Origin of the sequence: Acinetobacter sp. BIGb0196, assembly GCF_011759595.1 — a bacterium.
Lineage (GTDB): Bacteria > Pseudomonadota > Gammaproteobacteria > Pseudomonadales > Moraxellaceae > Acinetobacter > Acinetobacter guillouiae.
The window spans coordinates 1001683-1018357 of record NZ_JAAOZA010000002.1; the positions used below are offsets into that span (position 1 = coordinate 1001683).

Annotated in this window: 14 protein-coding genes; 8 read left to right on the forward strand and 6 right to left on the reverse strand. The window is 38.8% G+C overall.

The window, feature by feature from the left end:
• The first annotated feature begins 155 nt into the window (after nucleotides 1–155).
• From omp38 to FHR28_RS17455, 3 genes are all read left to right on the forward strand, one after another.
• The gene (gene omp38, locus FHR28_RS17445; RefSeq protein ID WP_056514838.1) at nucleotides 156–1187 is read left to right on the forward strand and encodes an outer membrane protein Omp38; all 1032 of its coding nucleotides are present in this window, start codon (nucleotides 156–158) and stop codon (nucleotides 1185–1187) included.
• 117 nt (nucleotides 1188–1304) lie between these two features.
• On the forward strand, nucleotides 1305–1760 hold the full coding sequence (locus FHR28_RS17450) for an OmpA family protein (protein ID WP_166783166.1): 456 nt from the start codon (nucleotides 1305–1307) through the stop codon (nucleotides 1758–1760).
• A gap of 75 nt (nucleotides 1761–1835) precedes the next feature.
• Entirely contained in the window at nucleotides 1836–2366 is a 531-nt protein-coding gene (locus FHR28_RS17455) for a cysteine peptidase family C39 domain-containing protein (RefSeq protein WP_166783167.1), read from the forward strand.
• A 75-nt stretch (nucleotides 2367–2441) separates the two neighbouring features.
• On the opposite strand, the gene FHR28_RS17460 is transcribed toward FHR28_RS17455, so the two are convergent.
• From FHR28_RS17460 to FHR28_RS17475, 4 genes are all read right to left on the reverse strand, one after another.
• The gene (locus FHR28_RS17460; protein ID WP_166783168.1) at nucleotides 2442–3647 is read right to left on the reverse strand and encodes an RtcB family protein; all 1206 of its coding nucleotides are present in this window, start codon (nucleotides 3645–3647) and stop codon (nucleotides 2442–2444) included.
• Nucleotides 3648–4042: 395 nt separating this feature from the next.
• Nucleotides 4043–5506, reverse strand: coding sequence for an amino acid permease (locus tag FHR28_RS17465; RefSeq protein WP_004723010.1), 1464 nt, complete (start codon nucleotides 5504–5506; stop codon nucleotides 4043–4045).
• Nucleotides 5507–5508: 2 nt separating this feature from the next.
• Nucleotides 5509–6540, reverse strand: a complete 1032-nt coding sequence (locus tag FHR28_RS17470) for a class I SAM-dependent methyltransferase (protein ID WP_166783169.1) — start codon at nucleotides 6538–6540, stop codon at nucleotides 5509–5511.
• Between the two features lie 69 nt (nucleotides 6541–6609).
• Nucleotides 6610–7983 (reverse strand): uracil-xanthine permease family protein, encoded by a 1374-nt coding sequence (locus FHR28_RS17475; protein ID WP_004723006.1) that lies wholly within the window; start codon nucleotides 7981–7983, stop codon nucleotides 6610–6612.
• A 174-nt stretch (nucleotides 7984–8157) separates the two neighbouring features.
• Here FHR28_RS17475 and typA point away from each other — a divergent pair, with 174 nt between their 5' ends.
• From typA to FHR28_RS17490, 3 genes are all read left to right on the forward strand, one after another.
• Nucleotides 8158–9993: a translational GTPase TypA gene (gene typA / locus FHR28_RS17480; protein ID WP_004723004.1), complete on the forward strand. Its 1836-nt coding sequence runs from the start codon at nucleotides 8158–8160 to the stop codon at nucleotides 9991–9993.
• A 193-nt stretch (nucleotides 9994–10186) separates the two neighbouring features.
• Nucleotides 10187–10618, forward strand: a complete 432-nt coding sequence (mscL, locus tag FHR28_RS17485) for a large conductance mechanosensitive channel protein MscL (protein ID WP_056514824.1) — start codon at nucleotides 10187–10189, stop codon at nucleotides 10616–10618.
• Between the two features lie 140 nt (nucleotides 10619–10758).
• On the forward strand, nucleotides 10759–11397 hold the full coding sequence (locus tag FHR28_RS17490) for a hypothetical protein (RefSeq protein ID WP_166783170.1): 639 nt from the start codon (nucleotides 10759–10761) through the stop codon (nucleotides 11395–11397).
• Nucleotides 11398–11652: 255 nt separating this feature from the next.
• Here the strand turns inward: FHR28_RS17490 and FHR28_RS17495 are convergent, their stop codons facing one another.
• Together FHR28_RS17495 and mutM are read right to left on the reverse strand one after the other, a co-directional pair.
• Complete coding sequence (locus FHR28_RS17495) at nucleotides 11653–11937, reverse strand: peptidylprolyl isomerase (protein WP_004819160.1); 285 nt, start codon at nucleotides 11935–11937, stop codon at nucleotides 11653–11655.
• A complete protein-coding gene (mutM, locus tag FHR28_RS17500) occupies nucleotides 11934–12785 on the reverse strand; it encodes a bifunctional DNA-formamidopyrimidine glycosylase/DNA-(apurinic or apyrimidinic site) lyase (RefSeq protein ID WP_166783171.1) in 852 nt (283 codons plus the stop codon). The genes FHR28_RS17495 and mutM overlap by 4 nt, the downstream gene beginning before the upstream one ends.
• Before the next feature lie 390 nt (nucleotides 12786–13175).
• On the opposite strand from mutM, the gene FHR28_RS17505 reads away from it, so the two are divergent.
• Together FHR28_RS17505 and FHR28_RS17510 are read left to right on the forward strand one after the other, a co-directional pair.
• On the forward strand, nucleotides 13176–14474 hold the full coding sequence (locus FHR28_RS17505; protein WP_166783172.1) for a carbohydrate porin: 1299 nt from the start codon (nucleotides 13176–13178) through the stop codon (nucleotides 14472–14474).
• A gap of 20 nt (nucleotides 14475–14494) precedes the next feature.
• Entirely contained in the window at nucleotides 14495–16672 is a 2178-nt protein-coding gene (locus FHR28_RS17510; RefSeq protein ID WP_166783173.1) for a TonB-dependent receptor, read from the forward strand.
• The last annotated feature ends 3 nt before the right edge of the window (nucleotides 16673–16675 follow it).

The window sequence follows — 16675 nt, forward strand, 5'->3', positions numbered from 1 at the left end:
TTAAAGTTATCAAGCACTTGGAAAAAGCCTCAAGTGTTTGTATGATTCAACGTGAGTAGCTTAAAAATAATACTGGGGTATTAAAATTTATCTCAGGATAGCCAATAAATTTTAGGCTAAGCTTGAACAACAATTGTTATCTCTGGAGGATATCCATGAAATTGAGTCGTATCGCACTTGCTATGCTTGTTGCCGCTCCATTCGCTGCTGCTAATGCTGGTGTAACTGTTACACCTTTACTACTTGGTTACACTTTCCAAGACTCTCAACACAACAATGGTGGTGATAAAGGCGAGTTAACTAACGGTCCTGAATTACAAGACGATTTATTCGTTGGTGCTGCACTTGGTGTAGAACTTACTCCATGGTTAGGTTTTGAAGCTGAATATAACCAAGTTAAAGGTGATCTTGACGGTACTGGCGTAGCTGGTTCTGAATACAAGCAAACTCAAATCAACGGTAACTTTTATGCTACTTCTGATTTGATCACTAAAAACTATGACAGCAAAATCAAACCGTATGTATTGTTAGGTGCTGGTCATTACAAGTACAAACTTGATGACATGTCTTACCATAACAACGAAGAAGGTACTTTAGGTAATGCTGGTGTTGGTGCTTTCTGGCGCTTAAACGATGCTTTATCTCTTCGTACTGAAGCTCGTGGTACTTATAACTTTGACGAAAAATTCTGGAACTATACTGCTCTTGCAGGTCTTAACGTAGTTCTTGGTGGTCACTTGAAGCCTGCTGCTCCTGTAGTAGAAGTTGCTCCAGTGGTTCCAGTTGCTCCAACTCCAGTTGAACCAGCTCCACAAGTTCTTACTGAAGATTTGAACATGGAACTTCGTGTGTTCTTTGATACAAACAAATCAAACATCAAAGATCAATACAAGCCAGAAGTTGCTAAAGTTGCTGATGCGTTAACTACATTCCCGAATGCGACTGCTCGTATTGAAGGTCATACAGATAACACTGGTCCACGTAAGTTAAACGAACGTTTATCTTTAGCTCGTGCTAACTCTGTTAAATCAGCACTTGTAAGCGAGTACAACATTGATGCATCTCGTTTGTCTACTCAAGGTTTCGCTTGGGATCAACCGATTGCTGACAACAAAACTAAAGAAGGTCGTGCTATGAACCGTCGTGTATTCGCGACAATCACTGGTAGCCGTACTGTAACTAAATAATCCTTTATTTAGTGAATAAAAAAGCGACTCAATTGAGTCGCTTTTTTATTTAAAGTCCTTATAATTATAGAATATCTAAATAAAATTGAATCAGAAATTAATAATTACAGGTTAACGATGAAATATATTATTTTAGGACTGGTACTCATGGCATTAAATGCCTGTACGTCGACACCAATAAATTCAAATCGTGTTTCAATCCAAAAACAATATCCAAATGAAGTGAAGTCAGTGAAAAATGGGCTGTCCATATATTTTCAACCGAAATCGACAGACATTGAAGCTGAGTATAAACCTGCTTTATCTGTTGCCTCACAATTATTGAAAGACAATAAAAATTTTGTTCTTTACATTGAAGGTCATACAGACAGTACTGGTTCTTTGGCTGCAAATAATAAAGTTTCTTTAACACGCGCGAATATTGTCAAAGATTTTCTCTTAAACGAATATCAGGTCAATCCAGAGCAATTGATTACGCTCGGTTTAGGACCAACCAAGCCAATTGCTGATAATAAAACAGCTGAAGGTAGAGTGAAAAATAGACGAGTAACGGTGACTTTAAAAATTAAGTAATTTCGATAAAGCCTCTCAATTTGATCATACAGCGTTATAATTGTTGATTGTGATTTCTACAAGTTTGAAAATTGAATGAGTGTGCAACTGCCTAAAGCTTTATTAGACCTCGAATCAAATTGCGGTATTTTTGCTGTTTGGATGTTATTGCAAAATTACTCAATTCAGTTAGATATTCAACAGCTGGTTAAACTTTGTCATCACGATGCAGAGGATGGCACTTTTACGATTGGCCTAGCGATTGGGTTAAAAAAAATAGGTTTTGATCTGTCTTTTTATACAGATGAAGACTTAAATATTCATGGAAAAGAAATCGTCCGTTATCAAGACGCGAAGAAGTTAGGGTTGCAGATTAGTCCAGCGCTAAGCTATCAAGAAATTCAAGCCTATATTGAACAAGGGTGTAATATCATTGTTTTTTATGACACTTTAGAAGGCGTTGGAAATCATTCGTTGGTTTATTCGATAAATGATCAGGAAATTTGTTTCTATGATAATTTTGATGCCATGCCGAAAGCTGTCTTTGAGCAACAACGGTTAGCTGAAGGAATTTGTCAGCAAGCAATTGTGATTTATCCCGATATTCCAGCTGTACGTTATTGTTAATTTAATTAAAAATATGAATCTCAGTAAATCGAAATTTACTGAGATTCATGATCAAAATTGAGGGTTATTTTAGCTTTAGCCTTTAATACACAATACTTGTTTTAGTGTATGAACCACATCAATCAAATCATTTTGATTGACCATAACTTGATGAATATCCTTGTAGGCACTTGGAATCTCATCAACCACACCTTTATCTTTACGGCACTCAACGCCTACTGTTTGTGCAATCAAATCTTGCTGATTAAACAAGTGTTTGGCTTTAGAGCGACTCATTTTACGTCCTGCGCCATGTGAGCATGAACAAAACGAATCTGGATTACCTTTGCCTTTAACGATAAAAGATTGCGCGCCCATTGAACCCGGGATAATCCCATATTCATCGAGCCCTGCACGAATTGCACCTTTACGTGTAACAAAGACGTTTTCACCAAAGTGAAGTTCTTTCTGTACATAATTATGATGACAGTTAATCGCTTCTTTGGTCATTTGAAAACTTGGTAATAAAGGGCGAATCGCTTCTAAAATTAAACGCATCATTTCACGTCGGTTTTCAAAAGCATATTCTTGTGCCCATTCTACAGCTTCTACATAATCATCAAAATTTGTCGAACCTTCTGCAAAGTAGCTTAAGTCTTTATCAGGCACGTGACCAAAACGATGTTGCGCTTCTTTCTTGGCACGTTCGATAAAGTAAGTGCCAATCACATTACCTAAGCCACGACTACCTGAATGCAGCATGACCCAGATATCATCATTTTCATCAATACACAGTTCAATAAAGTGATTACCACCACCTAAAGTCCCGAGTTGCTTTTGCCATGTAACATCAAAACTGCGTAACATACGTTTTAAAGCAGGGTGTTTGTCTGTAATACGCTGGAGCTTTTTATCTAAGGGTGAAAGTGTTGAAGCCTTAGCTTTGATTTGTTTGTGCATTTCAAAGCCGACAGGTACTTTTCTTTCAATGGCATTGCGTAAAGTACTTAAATTATCGGGCAGCTGAGATGCTTTTAGACTAAGTCTTAATGCATTCATACCACAACCAATATCCACGCCAACCGCAGCAGGAATGATGGCATTCTTGGTGGGAATAACACTTCCCACAGTTGCGCCTTTACCCAAATGTACATCTGGCATGACTGCGATATGTGAGTGAATAAATTGCAATTGTGCCATTTTTCGCAGTTGGGTTAGGCTTTTTTCATCCACATCTTTTGTATAAATTTTTACAGGAACGCCATATTCTGCTTTGGCGTTTAAAATCATTTGTATGCTCATTTTTTTTCTCGAAGCAAATTTTTTTATTGTCCGAAGGCGGTTACAACACTATTGTCAAAGTAATGATCGATTCCAATTTTAATGATAATAAAAAACCTAGCGAATGCTAGGTTTGACTGACATTCGGACACTTTGATTAATTCAGTGCCCGTGAGTAGACGACTGCTTAATCTTAATTTAAAGTTTTCTCAAGTTGATGCATGTCGTACTCCTCTACTTTTTGATTTAAAATCAAAGGTGAAAATTCTGATTGGAAATGATCCAATGGGCGTTATTCTATAAAGAAAAAAAACTTTGTCAATGAAACATAGCAAATTAATTTTTAATTCAGGTTGAATTGCTGTTATAAAAAACAATAAAGCAGCTAAAAAGCTGCTTTATTTACATCAAGTGATTTACTCTTTTTCGACTTGAATGGGTTGTACATCCATCTGATCATAAGCGATCAATTTAGATTTGTGTTTCCACTTATAGCCAAGCCAGATAACAAGGAACAGTGGAATGCTGATATAGGTAGACAACACACTCATCCATTTTCCATCAAGCACAGCTTCTGCATTTTGGCCAAGTATAATGATGGCACAAAGAATAAATGCAAACCATGGACCAAAAGGGAAGAATTTTGCACGATAAGCGAGATCTTCAAGTTTATAGCCTTGAGCCAAATAACCTTTACGGAAGCGATAATGTGAGATTGCGATACCTAACCAGACAATAAAACCGCACATACCTGACATGTTTAACAGCCACGTAAACACGACACTTTCACCAATAAAGGTGGTTAAGAAACACAGTGCCGCAATTGCCGTTGTTGCATACAGTGCATTCATAGGTACACCGCGAAGATCGAGTTTAGAGAAAACTCGTGGCGCTTTACCTTCACGTGCCATATCAAACAACATACGTGTTGATGAATACATACCTGAGTTACCTGCAGACATAATTGCAGTCAAAATCACCGCATTCATTAAGCCTGCTGCAAATGCTAAACCTGCTTTTTCATATAACAGGGTAAATGGTGACAGGGTAATGTTTCCATCACCTTCAGCAGCAAGTGCAAGGTTTGGATCTGTATACGCAACCAATGTACCAATGATAAAGATACACAAGATATAAAATAAAAGAATACGCCAAAAGATTTGTTTAATAGCGATTGGAATGGTTTTTTTCGGATCTTTAGATTCACCTGCTGCAACACCGACCATCTCTGTCCCTTGGAACGAGAATCCAGCGATCATGGCAACACCGACTAAGGCTTGAAAGCCACCAACAAATGGCGCTTCACCAACGGTCCAATTCTTGGTAATTGAATCTGTTGGATCTAACATGATTTTACCAATCATGAATAAGCCAATGACAATAAAGAAGATGATGGCAATCACTTTAACCAGTGAAAATAAAAATTCACTTTCACCAAAGCCTTTTACAGTTAAGGCATTGATACAGAAGATAATCGCAAGGAATAGCGCACTCCACCAAAAGCCGGGGATGTCTGGAAACCAAAACTTCATGATGAATTGAACGGCAACCAATTCAAATGCAACGGTAATGGCCCAGTTATACCAGTAGTTCCAACCGAGTGCGAAACCAAAACCTTCTTCTACATACTTATTACCATAGGTAAAGAATGCGCCTGATGTTGGATTGTGGGTTGCAAGTTCACCTAAACTGGTCATCAAGAAATAAATCATGATACCAATCAGGACATAAGCAAGTAATGCGCCACCAGGTCCAGCGGTGGCAATCGTTTGACCCGAAGCAAGGAATAACCCTGTACCAATAGAACCGCCAATGGCGATCATGTTTAAATGTCGTGCTCCAAGCTTACGCTGGAGTTGAGGATGATCTGTTTCGCTCATCGTTATTCCTTACTACTTTTTTGAGTGTTGGCGAACAGCACTTTAAAGCCTTGTTGATCTGCTTTAGTCGTACATTGACTAAAACTCTGCTCAATGAGTAATGGGTAATTTAGGAAGCGGTTTGCCACAATCCATAATTCACCACCTGATTTTAAATGTCGTCTCGCAGTTTTACATAACGTTTCACTGGCATTGTAATCTGTTTGAATACCTTGGTGAAATGGAGGGTTACTCACAATGGCGTGTAAGAACAATGGCGCATCTTCAATCCCTGTGACTGCTTTTATTTCAAGTTGTTCTAAAGGTAAATTATTTTTTTCAAACGTCATTTGCGTTGATGCTAAAGCAAAAGCATCGACATCTAAAGCAAAAATACGATTTTTCGGATTAAGTTTACTGAGATAAGCACTGATGACACCTGCACCACAACCAAAGTCCGCAATCTTACCAGACGTCACTTGTTTGAGATAAGGTAAAAGCACTGCAGTTCCAATATCTAGACGATTTTGGCTAAATACACCAGGGAGTGCACAAATGCTAAGTTCTCCAGCAGGTGTTGGAACATTATAGACTTGCGCCCATTCTGCTAATGGCTTTGCTATCACGGTTTTATCTGTGGTGAGTTGCCACATTTGACAATGACGTGCGCTATCAAGCTTGATGGCTCGACCATAAGGCTGGAGTTGTTTTGCAGCACGTTCTACACCACCTTTTTTCTCTCCAACCAAGAAAATCGAAGCACCAACGGTTAAACGACTGACTAAATTGTGCAAGATATAGTTGAGTAGCTCTTTTGATTTTGGAACAAAAACAACAGCTTGATCAAATTCAGCTTCTGGCAGGTCAGTACCAAAATGTACCGTTGCCTGCTGATTCTGAAAATATTGAAACTCATTGTAATTCCAAGTCCAAATGCTTGCTTCGATGTTATGAGCTAAATTTGAAAGTAGATCATCCGTTGCTGCATTTACAAATAGCACGCGTCCAGAAAGGTAGTCATGCTGTCGAATGACAACTTCGCTTTTTGGCTCCATATTCACCATCCATCAATAAAAATTAGAGCAATGCCCAGTCTAAGCTGGGCATTATAAAGAATAGATTTATTATTTTTTAGTTTCGGGTAAAACTAAATTCAAAATTAATGCAGCTAGCCCGCCAGTTGCGACACCAGAACTAAAAATATTACGCGGTAATTCTGGCAAATGTTCCAAAATTTGAGGAACTTGTGCAACCCCTAGGCCGAGACCTAAAGAGATAGCAATAATCAGTAACGCACGACGGTCTAGTTGAATTCCCGATAAAATGTTAATGCCTGAAGCAGCAACTGCACCAAACATTACCATAACCGCACCACCCAGTACCGCTTGCGGTACCGCCTGAATGATACCAGCAACAGCAGGGAATAACCCCAGAATGATGAGTAGGATTGCAATCCAAATCCCAACAAAACGACTTGCAACACCCGTCAACTGAATTACACCGTTATTTTGTGCAAAGACAGAACTTGGGAATGTATTAAAAATCCCTGCAAGAAATGAGTTGGCACCATTGACCAGTACACCACCTTTAATTCGTTCCATCCACACTGGGCCATCTACAGGCTGATTTGAAATTTTAGAGGTTGCGGTGACATCGCCAATTGCTTCTAAAGACGTGACAAGATAAATAAACGCCATAGGAATAAATAAGCTCCATGAGAAGCTAATTCCAAAATGCATTGGTGTCGGAATTTGAATCAATGGGGCATCTTTTAAACCAGAAAAATCTAAATAGCCCATAAAGCCCGCAAGAATATAGCCAATGACTAAAGCAATAAGAATTGCAGAACTTTTCACCCAAACCACTTTGAAGCGATTGAGAAGGACGATAATTGCCAACACTGTACATGACATGATGAGATTGTCGGCGCTGGCAAACGTATGGCTTTCCATGGCTTGGTAGCCACCACCCATGCTGATTAAACCTTCTTTAATTAAGGTTAAACCAATCAACAGTACCACAATCCCTGTAACCAAGGGCGTGATCAACTTTTTTACCCAAGGTAAAATACGTGAAACACCCATTTCAATAAATGAGCCTGCAATGACCACACCAAAAATAGATGCCATAACCGCTTCTACTGGTGTGCCCGCAGCAACCATGGCTGAACCAATCCCAATCATTGGACCAATAAAGTTAAAGCTTGTACCTTGAACAATCAGTAGCCCTGCACCAAATGGTCCAATTTTTTTACATTGTAAGAATGTTGCTACCCCAGAAATCACCAATGACATGGAAAGAATCATGTTGGTATCTTGAGGAGAAACACCTAAAGCTAAACAAATCAGTAAACCGGGTGTTACAATTGGAACAATAATCGCAAGTAAATGTTGCAAAGCCGCAAAAAAAGCGATGAGTGGTTTTGGGCGATCATCTAGACCATAAACAAGATCAATTTGAGCCTGTTTCTGATTGGGAGAGGGTGTAGAATTGGACATGGCACAGCAATTGGAAGTGGCAAGATGGCGCTATTCTAATCGCTTTACACACTATTACAAAATAAAAAGCCTGCTGTTGTGAAAAAAACTTGTAACTGTCAATAAACTGTCACTACTAAAAGTTAAGATTTTTCTGTATAATTTGCCCTCAAATTTAAAGCGTATCGAATTTACATGTCTGATATTAAAACTCTCCGTAATATTGCCATCATCGCGCACGTCGACCATGGTAAAACGACTCTTGTCGACAAACTTTTACAACAATCAGGTGCACTCGGTGACCGCGCGGGTGAGATTGAGCGTGTTATGGATTCGAATGCGCTTGAGTCTGAACGCGGTATTACCATTCTTGCAAAAAACACTGCAATCAAATGGTTAGACAAGCGTACAAATACTGAATACCGCATCAACATCGTCGACACCCCAGGACATGCTGACTTTGGTGGTGAAGTTGAACGTGTAATGTCTATGGTTGACTGCGTACTTCTTCTTGTCGATTCACAAGAAGGCCCAATGCCACAAACTCGCTTTGTAACACAAAAAGCGTTTGCTCGTGGTTTGAAGCCAATTGTTATCATCAACAAAGTAGATAAGCCAAGTGCTCGTCCAGACTGGGTAATCGATCAAGTATTTGATTTGTTCGATAACTTAGGCGGTAGTGATGAACAGTTAGACTTCCCAATCGTATATGCTTCTGGCTTACGTGGTGTTGCTGGTCCTTCTCCTGAAGAATTAGCAGAAGATATGACACCGTTGTTCGAAACAATCGTAGATATCGTTGAACCACCAGCAGTTGATATTGATGGTCCATTCCAAATGCAAATTTCATCACTTGACTATAATAGTTTCGTGGGTGTAATTGGTGTTGGTCGTATTCAACGTGGTTCAGTAAAAACTAATACACCAGTGACTGTTATCGATAAAGATGGCAAAACACGTAACGGCCGTATCTTAAAAATTATGGGTTACCATGGTTTAGAGCGTGTAGATGTAGATTCTGCTCAAGCGGGTGATATCGTATGTATCACTGGTTTAGATGCTTTGAACATTTCTGACACAATCTGTGATCCTAAAAATGTTGAAGCATTACCTGCATTGTCTGTAGATGAACCTACAGTTTCGATGACTTTCCAGGTAAACAACTCACCGTTTGCTGGTAAAGAAGGTAAATTTGTAACTTCACGTAATATCCGTGAGCGTTTAGATCGCGAATTGATCCATAATGTTGCTTTACGTGTTGAAGATACTGACAGTCCAGACCGTTTCAAAGTTTCTGGTCGTGGTGAACTTCACCTTTCAGTATTGATTGAAACCATGCGTCGTGAAGGCTTCGAGATGGGTGTTTCTCGTCCGCAAGTGATCATGAAAGAAGTTGATGGCGAAACTCAAGAACCATACGAAAACGTTACTTTTGATGTTGAAGAGCAACATCAAGGTTCTGTTATGGAACAAATGGGTAACCGTAAAGGTGAGTTGACCAATATGGAAGTTGACGGTAAAGGCCGTATCCGTATTGAAGCAACTGTTCCATCACGTGGTTTGATTGGTTTCCGTTCTGAATTCTTAACCATTACCTCTGGTACTGGTATCATGACTTCAAGCTTCTCGCATTACGGTACAGCTAAACAAGGTGCAGTTGCGAAACGTCAAAACGGTGTGTTGATCTCTATGGTTAACGGTACTTGCTTAGCGTTTGCATTATTCACTTTACAAGACCGTGGTCGTCTATTTGCTGAACCACAGTTAGAAGTTTATGAAGGTATGATCGTGGGTATGAACTCTCGTTCAGACGACATGACTGTGAACCCAACCAAAGCGAAACAGTTAACTAACATGCGTGCATCTGGTACAGATGAAGCGTTAACGTTAACACCTGCAATTAAATTCACGCTTGAACAAGCATTAGAATTTATTGAAGATGACGAATTAGTTGAAGTAACACCTAAATCAGTTCGTATTCGTAAAAAATTCTTAACTGAAAATGAACGTAAACGTGCTTCACGTGGCTAAGCGTTCAAACTGGGAATAATTCAATTTCTAGAAAAAAAACCGCAATTTTTTAATAAATTGCGGTTTTTTTATATAAATGTAAAAGGATATTGGTTTTTAATAAAAAGCGAGTAAATTAGGCGGAAATATATGTTGAAACATAATGTATACTTCGTCACATAAAAAATACGCAAAATCGGCGTGGAGTTAAAATATGAGTATTCTTTCAGAATTCAGAGAATTTGCTGTTAAAGGCAATATGATGGATTTGGCAATTGGTGTCATCATTGGTGGTGCTTTCAATAAAATTATCGACTCATTAGTGAAAGACGTGATTATGCCTTTAATCACAGTGATTACGGGTGGTGGTGTTGATTTTACCCAAAAATTTGTCGTACTTGGCGATAACCCAAATAACCTTTCATCATTGGATGAATTAACCAAAGCCGGAATTAATGTATTAACCTATGGTAATTTTATCACAATTGTATTGAACTTCCTGATCTTAATGTGGGTGGTTTTCTTGTTGGTTAAATTCCTCAATAAAATTCGTAAACCTGCTGAAGAAGCTCCAGCTGCTACACCAGAAGATATTGCATTACTGCGTGAAATTCGTGATGAATTAAAGAAACGCCCTGAAGCTTAATCTTCATTAAATTGATTCAAATTACAGTATTTTAATATATCTAAACCCTGATAAAGGTATTAAATCATTGTAAAAGAGTTGAATGAAACGGTACGATCAAGTACCGTTTTTTATGCAAGCAAGAAAATAGGGATGGGCTGATGAAAAAAAACATAGGGATTATGGCAATACTTATCAGTTTGTATGCATGTTCAGAGCATCCAAAAGAGCAGCAATCCGCTGATACTCAAACATCTACACAAGCGGATCGAAACCGACCTGCCAGTGGTTTAACCTTTAATGAGATGCTAAATGAAGATACCAGCTATGCCACTATAGAAACCGACTCAGTGGATGAAAATGAAACATTACTGTTGGCCCTACAAACACGTTTATTAAAAGCCAATTTTGAGTTTATAGAAAAAGACAGTGGTAGTTCTTGGTCTGAAAATGATTGTTCTCTGAATAAAGTGATTCAAGTAAAAGGTGAGGGCATTCGCTCTTATAAGGCAATCAGTAAAGTTAAGTTAGGTGATGAAAAACAATATCGTCCAGATTTTGTTTTGCTGGTTTTTGCTTTTAAGGATGAACAGCTTGCTGAGCAAAGTTTTCAAATGCTTAAGTCTGCTGTCTATTCAGCAGGAGGGTACTGTAATGGTAAATCTCCTGAAACCATCGTCAGAAATGGCAATGAAATATTTTACTTTACCACTCGGGAAGAAGCATTTAGATCATATATTGATGATTATGCGAAGTTTATTCATGAATTTAAACCTGAGCAAATTGATTCGAAAATATAGGATGGTTTAAAGTGACTAGAACAGCTCAGATTTTTATTGTTTTGTTGTCTTAATAAACAATAAGGTTTAAAGCAAATATTAACATCCTTGTCATTGCGCTACGTGATAGACACACTTTGAAAGCCTGAATGATCGAAAAGCAAAAGTATTTTAATTTAGCTTCAGTGATGGTGGTTGTTGTGACTCTAATTTGAACATTGCTGATAAATAGTGGAACATTCTCTCAATGTCTCCAAAAGAATGTAAATCTTTAAACTAAAAATCCATGCGAAATTTAATCTCAACCAAGTGAAAGCCGAATTGGCTTTTTACTGGGCCATGAAGTACACGTTCAGCAGCGGTAAATACCAGTTTATCAATCACAGGAACAAGTTGTCCTTTTTTTACTTCACCCAGTTCACCACCACGTTTTGCTGAATTACATGTGGAATGCTGTTTGGCCACTTTGGCAAAATCAGCACCATCATGGATCTTCTTCTTAAGTTGTTCAGCCAAGTCCTTATCTTTGACGAGAATATGTCGAACGATTGCAGTTTTCATTTACTTTTTCCTCGTGGTTTTTGTGAGATGCTCTTCGCGATCTTTAATGGCTGGCATTGTGGGCAAAATACACTGGCTCTTTGTCCTAACTTTAAATTTTCTAAAGTGGTTTCACAGTTAATACACATCTCACCCGCACGACCATAAGCCAATAAGGTCTGCTGAAAGTAGCCATTCTCACCCATGGCGTTGCTATAGTCTCTTAAGGTTGAACCACCCAAATCAATCGCTTGCTTTAAAATTCGTTTAATTTCGATGACCAATTTTTGAATTTGCGCTTTCGTCAAACTCGAAGCAGGCTGTGCAGGGTGAATCCCTAAATTAAATAAGCTTTCGGTTGCATAAATATTGCCTACACCCACAACAATATGATTATCCATGATTGCAACTTTTGTGCCGACATTTTTATTTTTAAACTTTTCTGCTAAATATTCGGCATGAAATTCATCACTCAATGGTTCAGGCCCTAAAGTATCAATCAATTTTGTTTGGCTTTCTTCATTCAGCCAAATGATACAACCAAAACGTCGAGGGTCATGATAGCGCAGCTGTGTGTCTTCAAACTGAATGATCAGATGGTCATGCTTTCTAAGCGCTTCATGTTCATCACAGATTCTAAAACTACCCGACATACCCAAATGCCATAACATGCTATGGGTTTCAAACTCTGCCAAAATATATTTTGAACGACGTGTTAAGCGAACGAGTTTTTGACCTTGAAGTTGTTGAATATCTTCGGGTATAGGCCAGCGTAACCGTGACTCACGCACTTGAACATGAAGAACTTTCTGGTCGATCAGGGGGAGTAAACTGGTTTTTGTTGTTTCAACTTCAGGTAATTCAGGCATGCACTTGTCACATTGGTGTGAGGACTGAATATTGTATGCAAGAATTGCATTGCGTTAAAGGGCGGTTGTGTTGAGCCTACGACTTTAGGTTAAAATTATAGATATGATCGTTGAATAAGATTGAACTATTATTTCTAAGTGATTGTTATCTAAAATAAAGTTTATTAATAAAATAAAGTTTTCCAATTGATAAAAAATATCTGATAGTTATATGTAAAAAAATGTGTAAATTTCTAGTGAATTGTTTACTGAAATAATTCTTTTTATCTCGATATTTCAGGAAAAAATAGTCATTTTAAAGCTGGAACTTTCTATTAAATTTAGACGGTTAAAGTGATTGAGAGTTGACTGGTTTATCTTTATTCGTTTTGTTCCTGATTAGGCTTTCCCATGAAAAAAATTGCTTATCCGTTATTGGCAATCTCTGCATGTAGCATGATGTCTTTTGCATCAGCTGAAGATGCGTTTAATTTACACGGCTCAACCATGACGGGTGATTGGAATGGGAGTCGGACTGAACTTGCAGAAAAGGGAATCAAATTTGATGGCACCATTGCCATGGACAGTTCATATCTCGCTGATGGTGGTTATGATGCGCACCAAGCGCCAACATTTGCGACACAATTCGGACTGGGTACAACCTTAGATATGGGGAAACTGGCGGGTTGGAATGATGTGACTATTCGTGCTTTAGTTACAGCACGTCAAGGTGAAAGTACTTCACTCAGAGGTATTCAAGCACCAGATGCACCACAATGGGCAAACTCGCAAGCCAATTGGGGACGTGGTAATTCAGGGAGCCGTCTCAGCGAATTATATATAGAAAAGAATTTTAAGGATCAAGGACTAAGCTTGCGTTTAGGTCGTATGGGTTTAGGTACTGAATTCAATACCATGGCTTGTGATTTCCAAGGCAATGCATTTTGTGCAGCACAGATGGGGAAATGGCAAGGCAAGCTTTGGTATAACACACCAGTCTCACAATGGGGCGCACGCTTAAAATATCACATCAATCCTGAACTATTTGCACAAGTGGGGGTGTTTGAATACAACCCTGATAATGCTTTAGAGCGACAAGGCTGGAATTTGGATACAAAGCATGCCGATGGTGTCAATATTCTTTCTGAAGTGGTGTGGTCACCTAAGCAGGGTGTGAATGATTTACCAGGCAGTTATCGTATTGGTACGCTTTACAATACTGCTGATGAGGCTAAAAATCAGTACGATGTTGCTTATAAAGCAGGAACTAAGGCTGAAGATCGAACATATGGCGGTTGGATTGCGTTTGAACAGCAATTGACTTCAACTGGAGAGGGGAAACGTGGTTTACATAGTTTTGGTAACTTCACCATTCATGATCGTACGACGACAGCCGTAAATGATTCACAGCAACTTGGCCTAAAATACTATGGTCTGTTTGATGCTCAACCAAACGATATTCTTGGTTTGGCTGTAAATCGGGTACATTTGAACGATCGGTATACTAATTATGTGAATGGTGCTCGTTTAGGAACAAATTTAAGACAGTTGAATGAAGATGCAGAGTATAATGTTGAGTTGAATTACTCATATTACCCTGCCAAATGGTTCATGCTTCGTCCTTTAGTGCAGTATGTGGTACATCCTGGTGCAACCAATCAGGTGGACAATGCGTTTGTCGTTGGCTTGGGGTCTAAAATTATTTTTTAATACCACCCGAGGACACCTTTATGCAAAGAGTGAAACATCTAAAAATTAATACAACACTACTTTGCTTAACGGTATGTATCACACAGAGCTTATATGCTGAAGTGGAATCTCAAGATTCCATTCAGCAAGATTCTACTCAGCAACTTCCAACCATCAAAATTGAAGCAACACGTTCTGATACCAGCATATTAAACACCCCAGCATCGGTATATAGAGTCGATCAGCAACAGAATCAAAATAATATTGGGATAAACCTCACTGAAACACTCAAAGGTATTCCGGGTTTACAGCTCAATAATCGTGAAAATTATGCCCAAGACTTACAACTGTCTATGCGCGGATTTGGCGCACGTTCAACTTTTGGGGTACGTGGAATTCGTCTTTATGTCGATGGGATTCCTGCGACGATGCCAGATGGACAAGGCCAAACTTCAAATATTGATTTAACGAGCTTAGATCATATTGAAGTACTTGGTGGGCCCTTTTCATCACTGTATGGAAACTCCTCTGGGGGGACTATTCTCACCACGACCAAAGAAGGAACAGGGCGTGATTCGGTAGAGTTAGGATATTCAGGTGGCAGTAATAATAAAGGGCGTGCTGACATCACCTTACAAGGTGGTGCAGATAAAGCCAATGAACCGAGCTATGTGATCAGTTCTTCTTATTTTGATACTGATGGTTATCGGGACCACAGTGCCGCAAGAAAAGTGTTGAGCAATGCCAAACTCACGTGGGATTTGGATGATGGTTCTAAGATCAATTGGCTGATCAATCATGTGGATATTTCCGCTGATGATCCACAAGGTCTGACTCGTAAGCAATGGAAGCAAAATCCTAAACAAGTGAACGACAGTATAAATGAATATAATGTCCGTAAAGATATTAATCAGACACAAACAGGTATTAATTGGACTAAACCCATCAACGACCAAAATGAAATCTATTCGATGGTTTATGTAGGTCATCGTGAAGTGACCCAATATCAGTCTATTCCTAATACTGCTCAAGCTAATCCTAGACATGCGGGTGGTGTAATTGATTTTTCTAGAGATTTTTATGGTGCTGATTTACGTTGGACAGGCAAAGATTTATTGCCGAATACACGGATCAGTGCAGGCTTGGCTTATGATGCGATGAATGAAAATCGCCAAGGGTATGAAAATTATATTTTAGATAATAATAAAAAACCTCATTATGGGGTAAAAGGTAATTTACGCCGTGATGAACGAAATACCTTATGGAATTTAGATCCTTATCTTCAGGCATCTTGGCAATTTTTGCCGACTGTACGTCTAGATACAGGGTTACGCTATAGCAATGTCCATTATGAGTCGAAAGATCACTACATCATTGGTTTGAATGGCGATGACAGTGGTCAAACCGATTATAAAAAACTACTCCCATCGGCTGCCTTTACTTGGGAAGTTACTCCAGATCTTAGTACTTATATCAGTTATGCCAAAGGTTTTGAAACACCAACCTTTACCGAAATGGCCTATCCAACAGAAGGAACGGCAGGAATTAACTTTGCGCTTAAACCTTCAACCAGTGATAACTATGAGCTTGGTTTAAAAGCACAAAATCGCCTAGGTAATTTTACCGCCGCAGTTTTCCAAAGTAATACTCAAGATGACATCGTTTCTGCGGGAACACTCAATGGACGTGCAACTTATAGGAATGCTGATAAAACACTGCGCCAAGGGGTAGAGCTGTCATGGAATAAAAAGTTGTGGAAAGAGTTAACAGCACAAGCGTCTTATAGTTATTTAGATGCCAAATTTGATTCAGATATCCCCATAATTTTAAATGAAAAAAATGAAACTGTTGCACCAGCAATTGCTAAAGATAATTACATTCCTGGTATTGCAAAGAACCAAGCTTTTGTATCTTTCGGCTGGTTGCCTGAGCAGGGCTTTAATGCAGGTGTAGATGTTCGATATATGGATAAAATCTATGTAGACGATCTCAATACAGATACTGCACCAAGTTATACAGTAACCAGTATGAATGTCGGTTATATCTGGAAAAACAATGATTGGAAAGTGCGTAGTTTTGCTCGAGTCGATAATTTATTCGATAAAAATTATGTCGGTTCAGTCATTGTGAATGATTCAACTAAGCCTTTAGGGCGATTCTTTGAACCTGCTGATGGTATTAACTGGAGTGCAGGACTCAGTGTCACCAAACAGTTCTAATTC

What these genes read in the sequence shown, in the direction of transcription:
- omp38 (WP_056514838.1), top strand. Translation starts at nt 156, where the DNA reads ATGAAATTGAGTCGTATCGCACTTGCTATGCTTGTTGCCGCTCCATTC.
- FHR28_RS17450 (WP_166783166.1), top strand. Translation starts at nt 1,305, where the DNA reads ATGAAATATATTATTTTAGGACTGGTACTCATGGCATTAAATGCCTGT.
- FHR28_RS17455 (WP_166783167.1), top strand. Translation starts at nt 1,836, where the DNA reads ATGAGTGTGCAACTGCCTAAAGCTTTATTAGACCTCGAATCAAATTGC.
- FHR28_RS17460 (WP_166783168.1), bottom strand. Translation starts at nt 3,647, where the DNA reads ATGAGCATACAAATGATTTTAAACGCCAAAGCAGAATATGGCGTTCCT.
- FHR28_RS17465 (WP_004723010.1), bottom strand. Translation starts at nt 5,506, where the DNA reads ATGAGCGAAACAGATCATCCTCAACTCCAGCGTAAGCTTGGAGCACGA.
- FHR28_RS17470 (WP_166783169.1), bottom strand. Translation starts at nt 6,540, where the DNA reads ATGGAGCCAAAAAGCGAAGTTGTCATTCGACAGCATGACTACCTTTCT.
- FHR28_RS17475 (WP_004723006.1), bottom strand. Translation starts at nt 7,983, where the DNA reads ATGTCCAATTCTACACCCTCTCCCAATCAGAAACAGGCTCAAATTGAT.
- typA (WP_004723004.1), top strand. Translation starts at nt 8,158, where the DNA reads ATGTCTGATATTAAAACTCTCCGTAATATTGCCATCATCGCGCACGTC.
- mscL (WP_056514824.1), top strand. Translation starts at nt 10,187, where the DNA reads ATGAGTATTCTTTCAGAATTCAGAGAATTTGCTGTTAAAGGCAATATG.
- FHR28_RS17490 (WP_166783170.1), top strand. Translation starts at nt 10,759, where the DNA reads ATGAAAAAAAACATAGGGATTATGGCAATACTTATCAGTTTGTATGCA.
- FHR28_RS17495 (WP_004819160.1), bottom strand. Translation starts at nt 11,937, where the DNA reads ATGAAAACTGCAATCGTTCGACATATTCTCGTCAAAGATAAGGACTTG.
- mutM (WP_166783171.1), bottom strand. Translation starts at nt 12,785, where the DNA reads ATGCCTGAATTACCTGAAGTTGAAACAACAAAAACCAGTTTACTCCCC.
- FHR28_RS17505 (WP_166783172.1), top strand. Translation starts at nt 13,176, where the DNA reads ATGAAAAAAATTGCTTATCCGTTATTGGCAATCTCTGCATGTAGCATG.
- FHR28_RS17510 (WP_166783173.1), top strand. Translation starts at nt 14,495, where the DNA reads ATGCAAAGAGTGAAACATCTAAAAATTAATACAACACTACTTTGCTTA.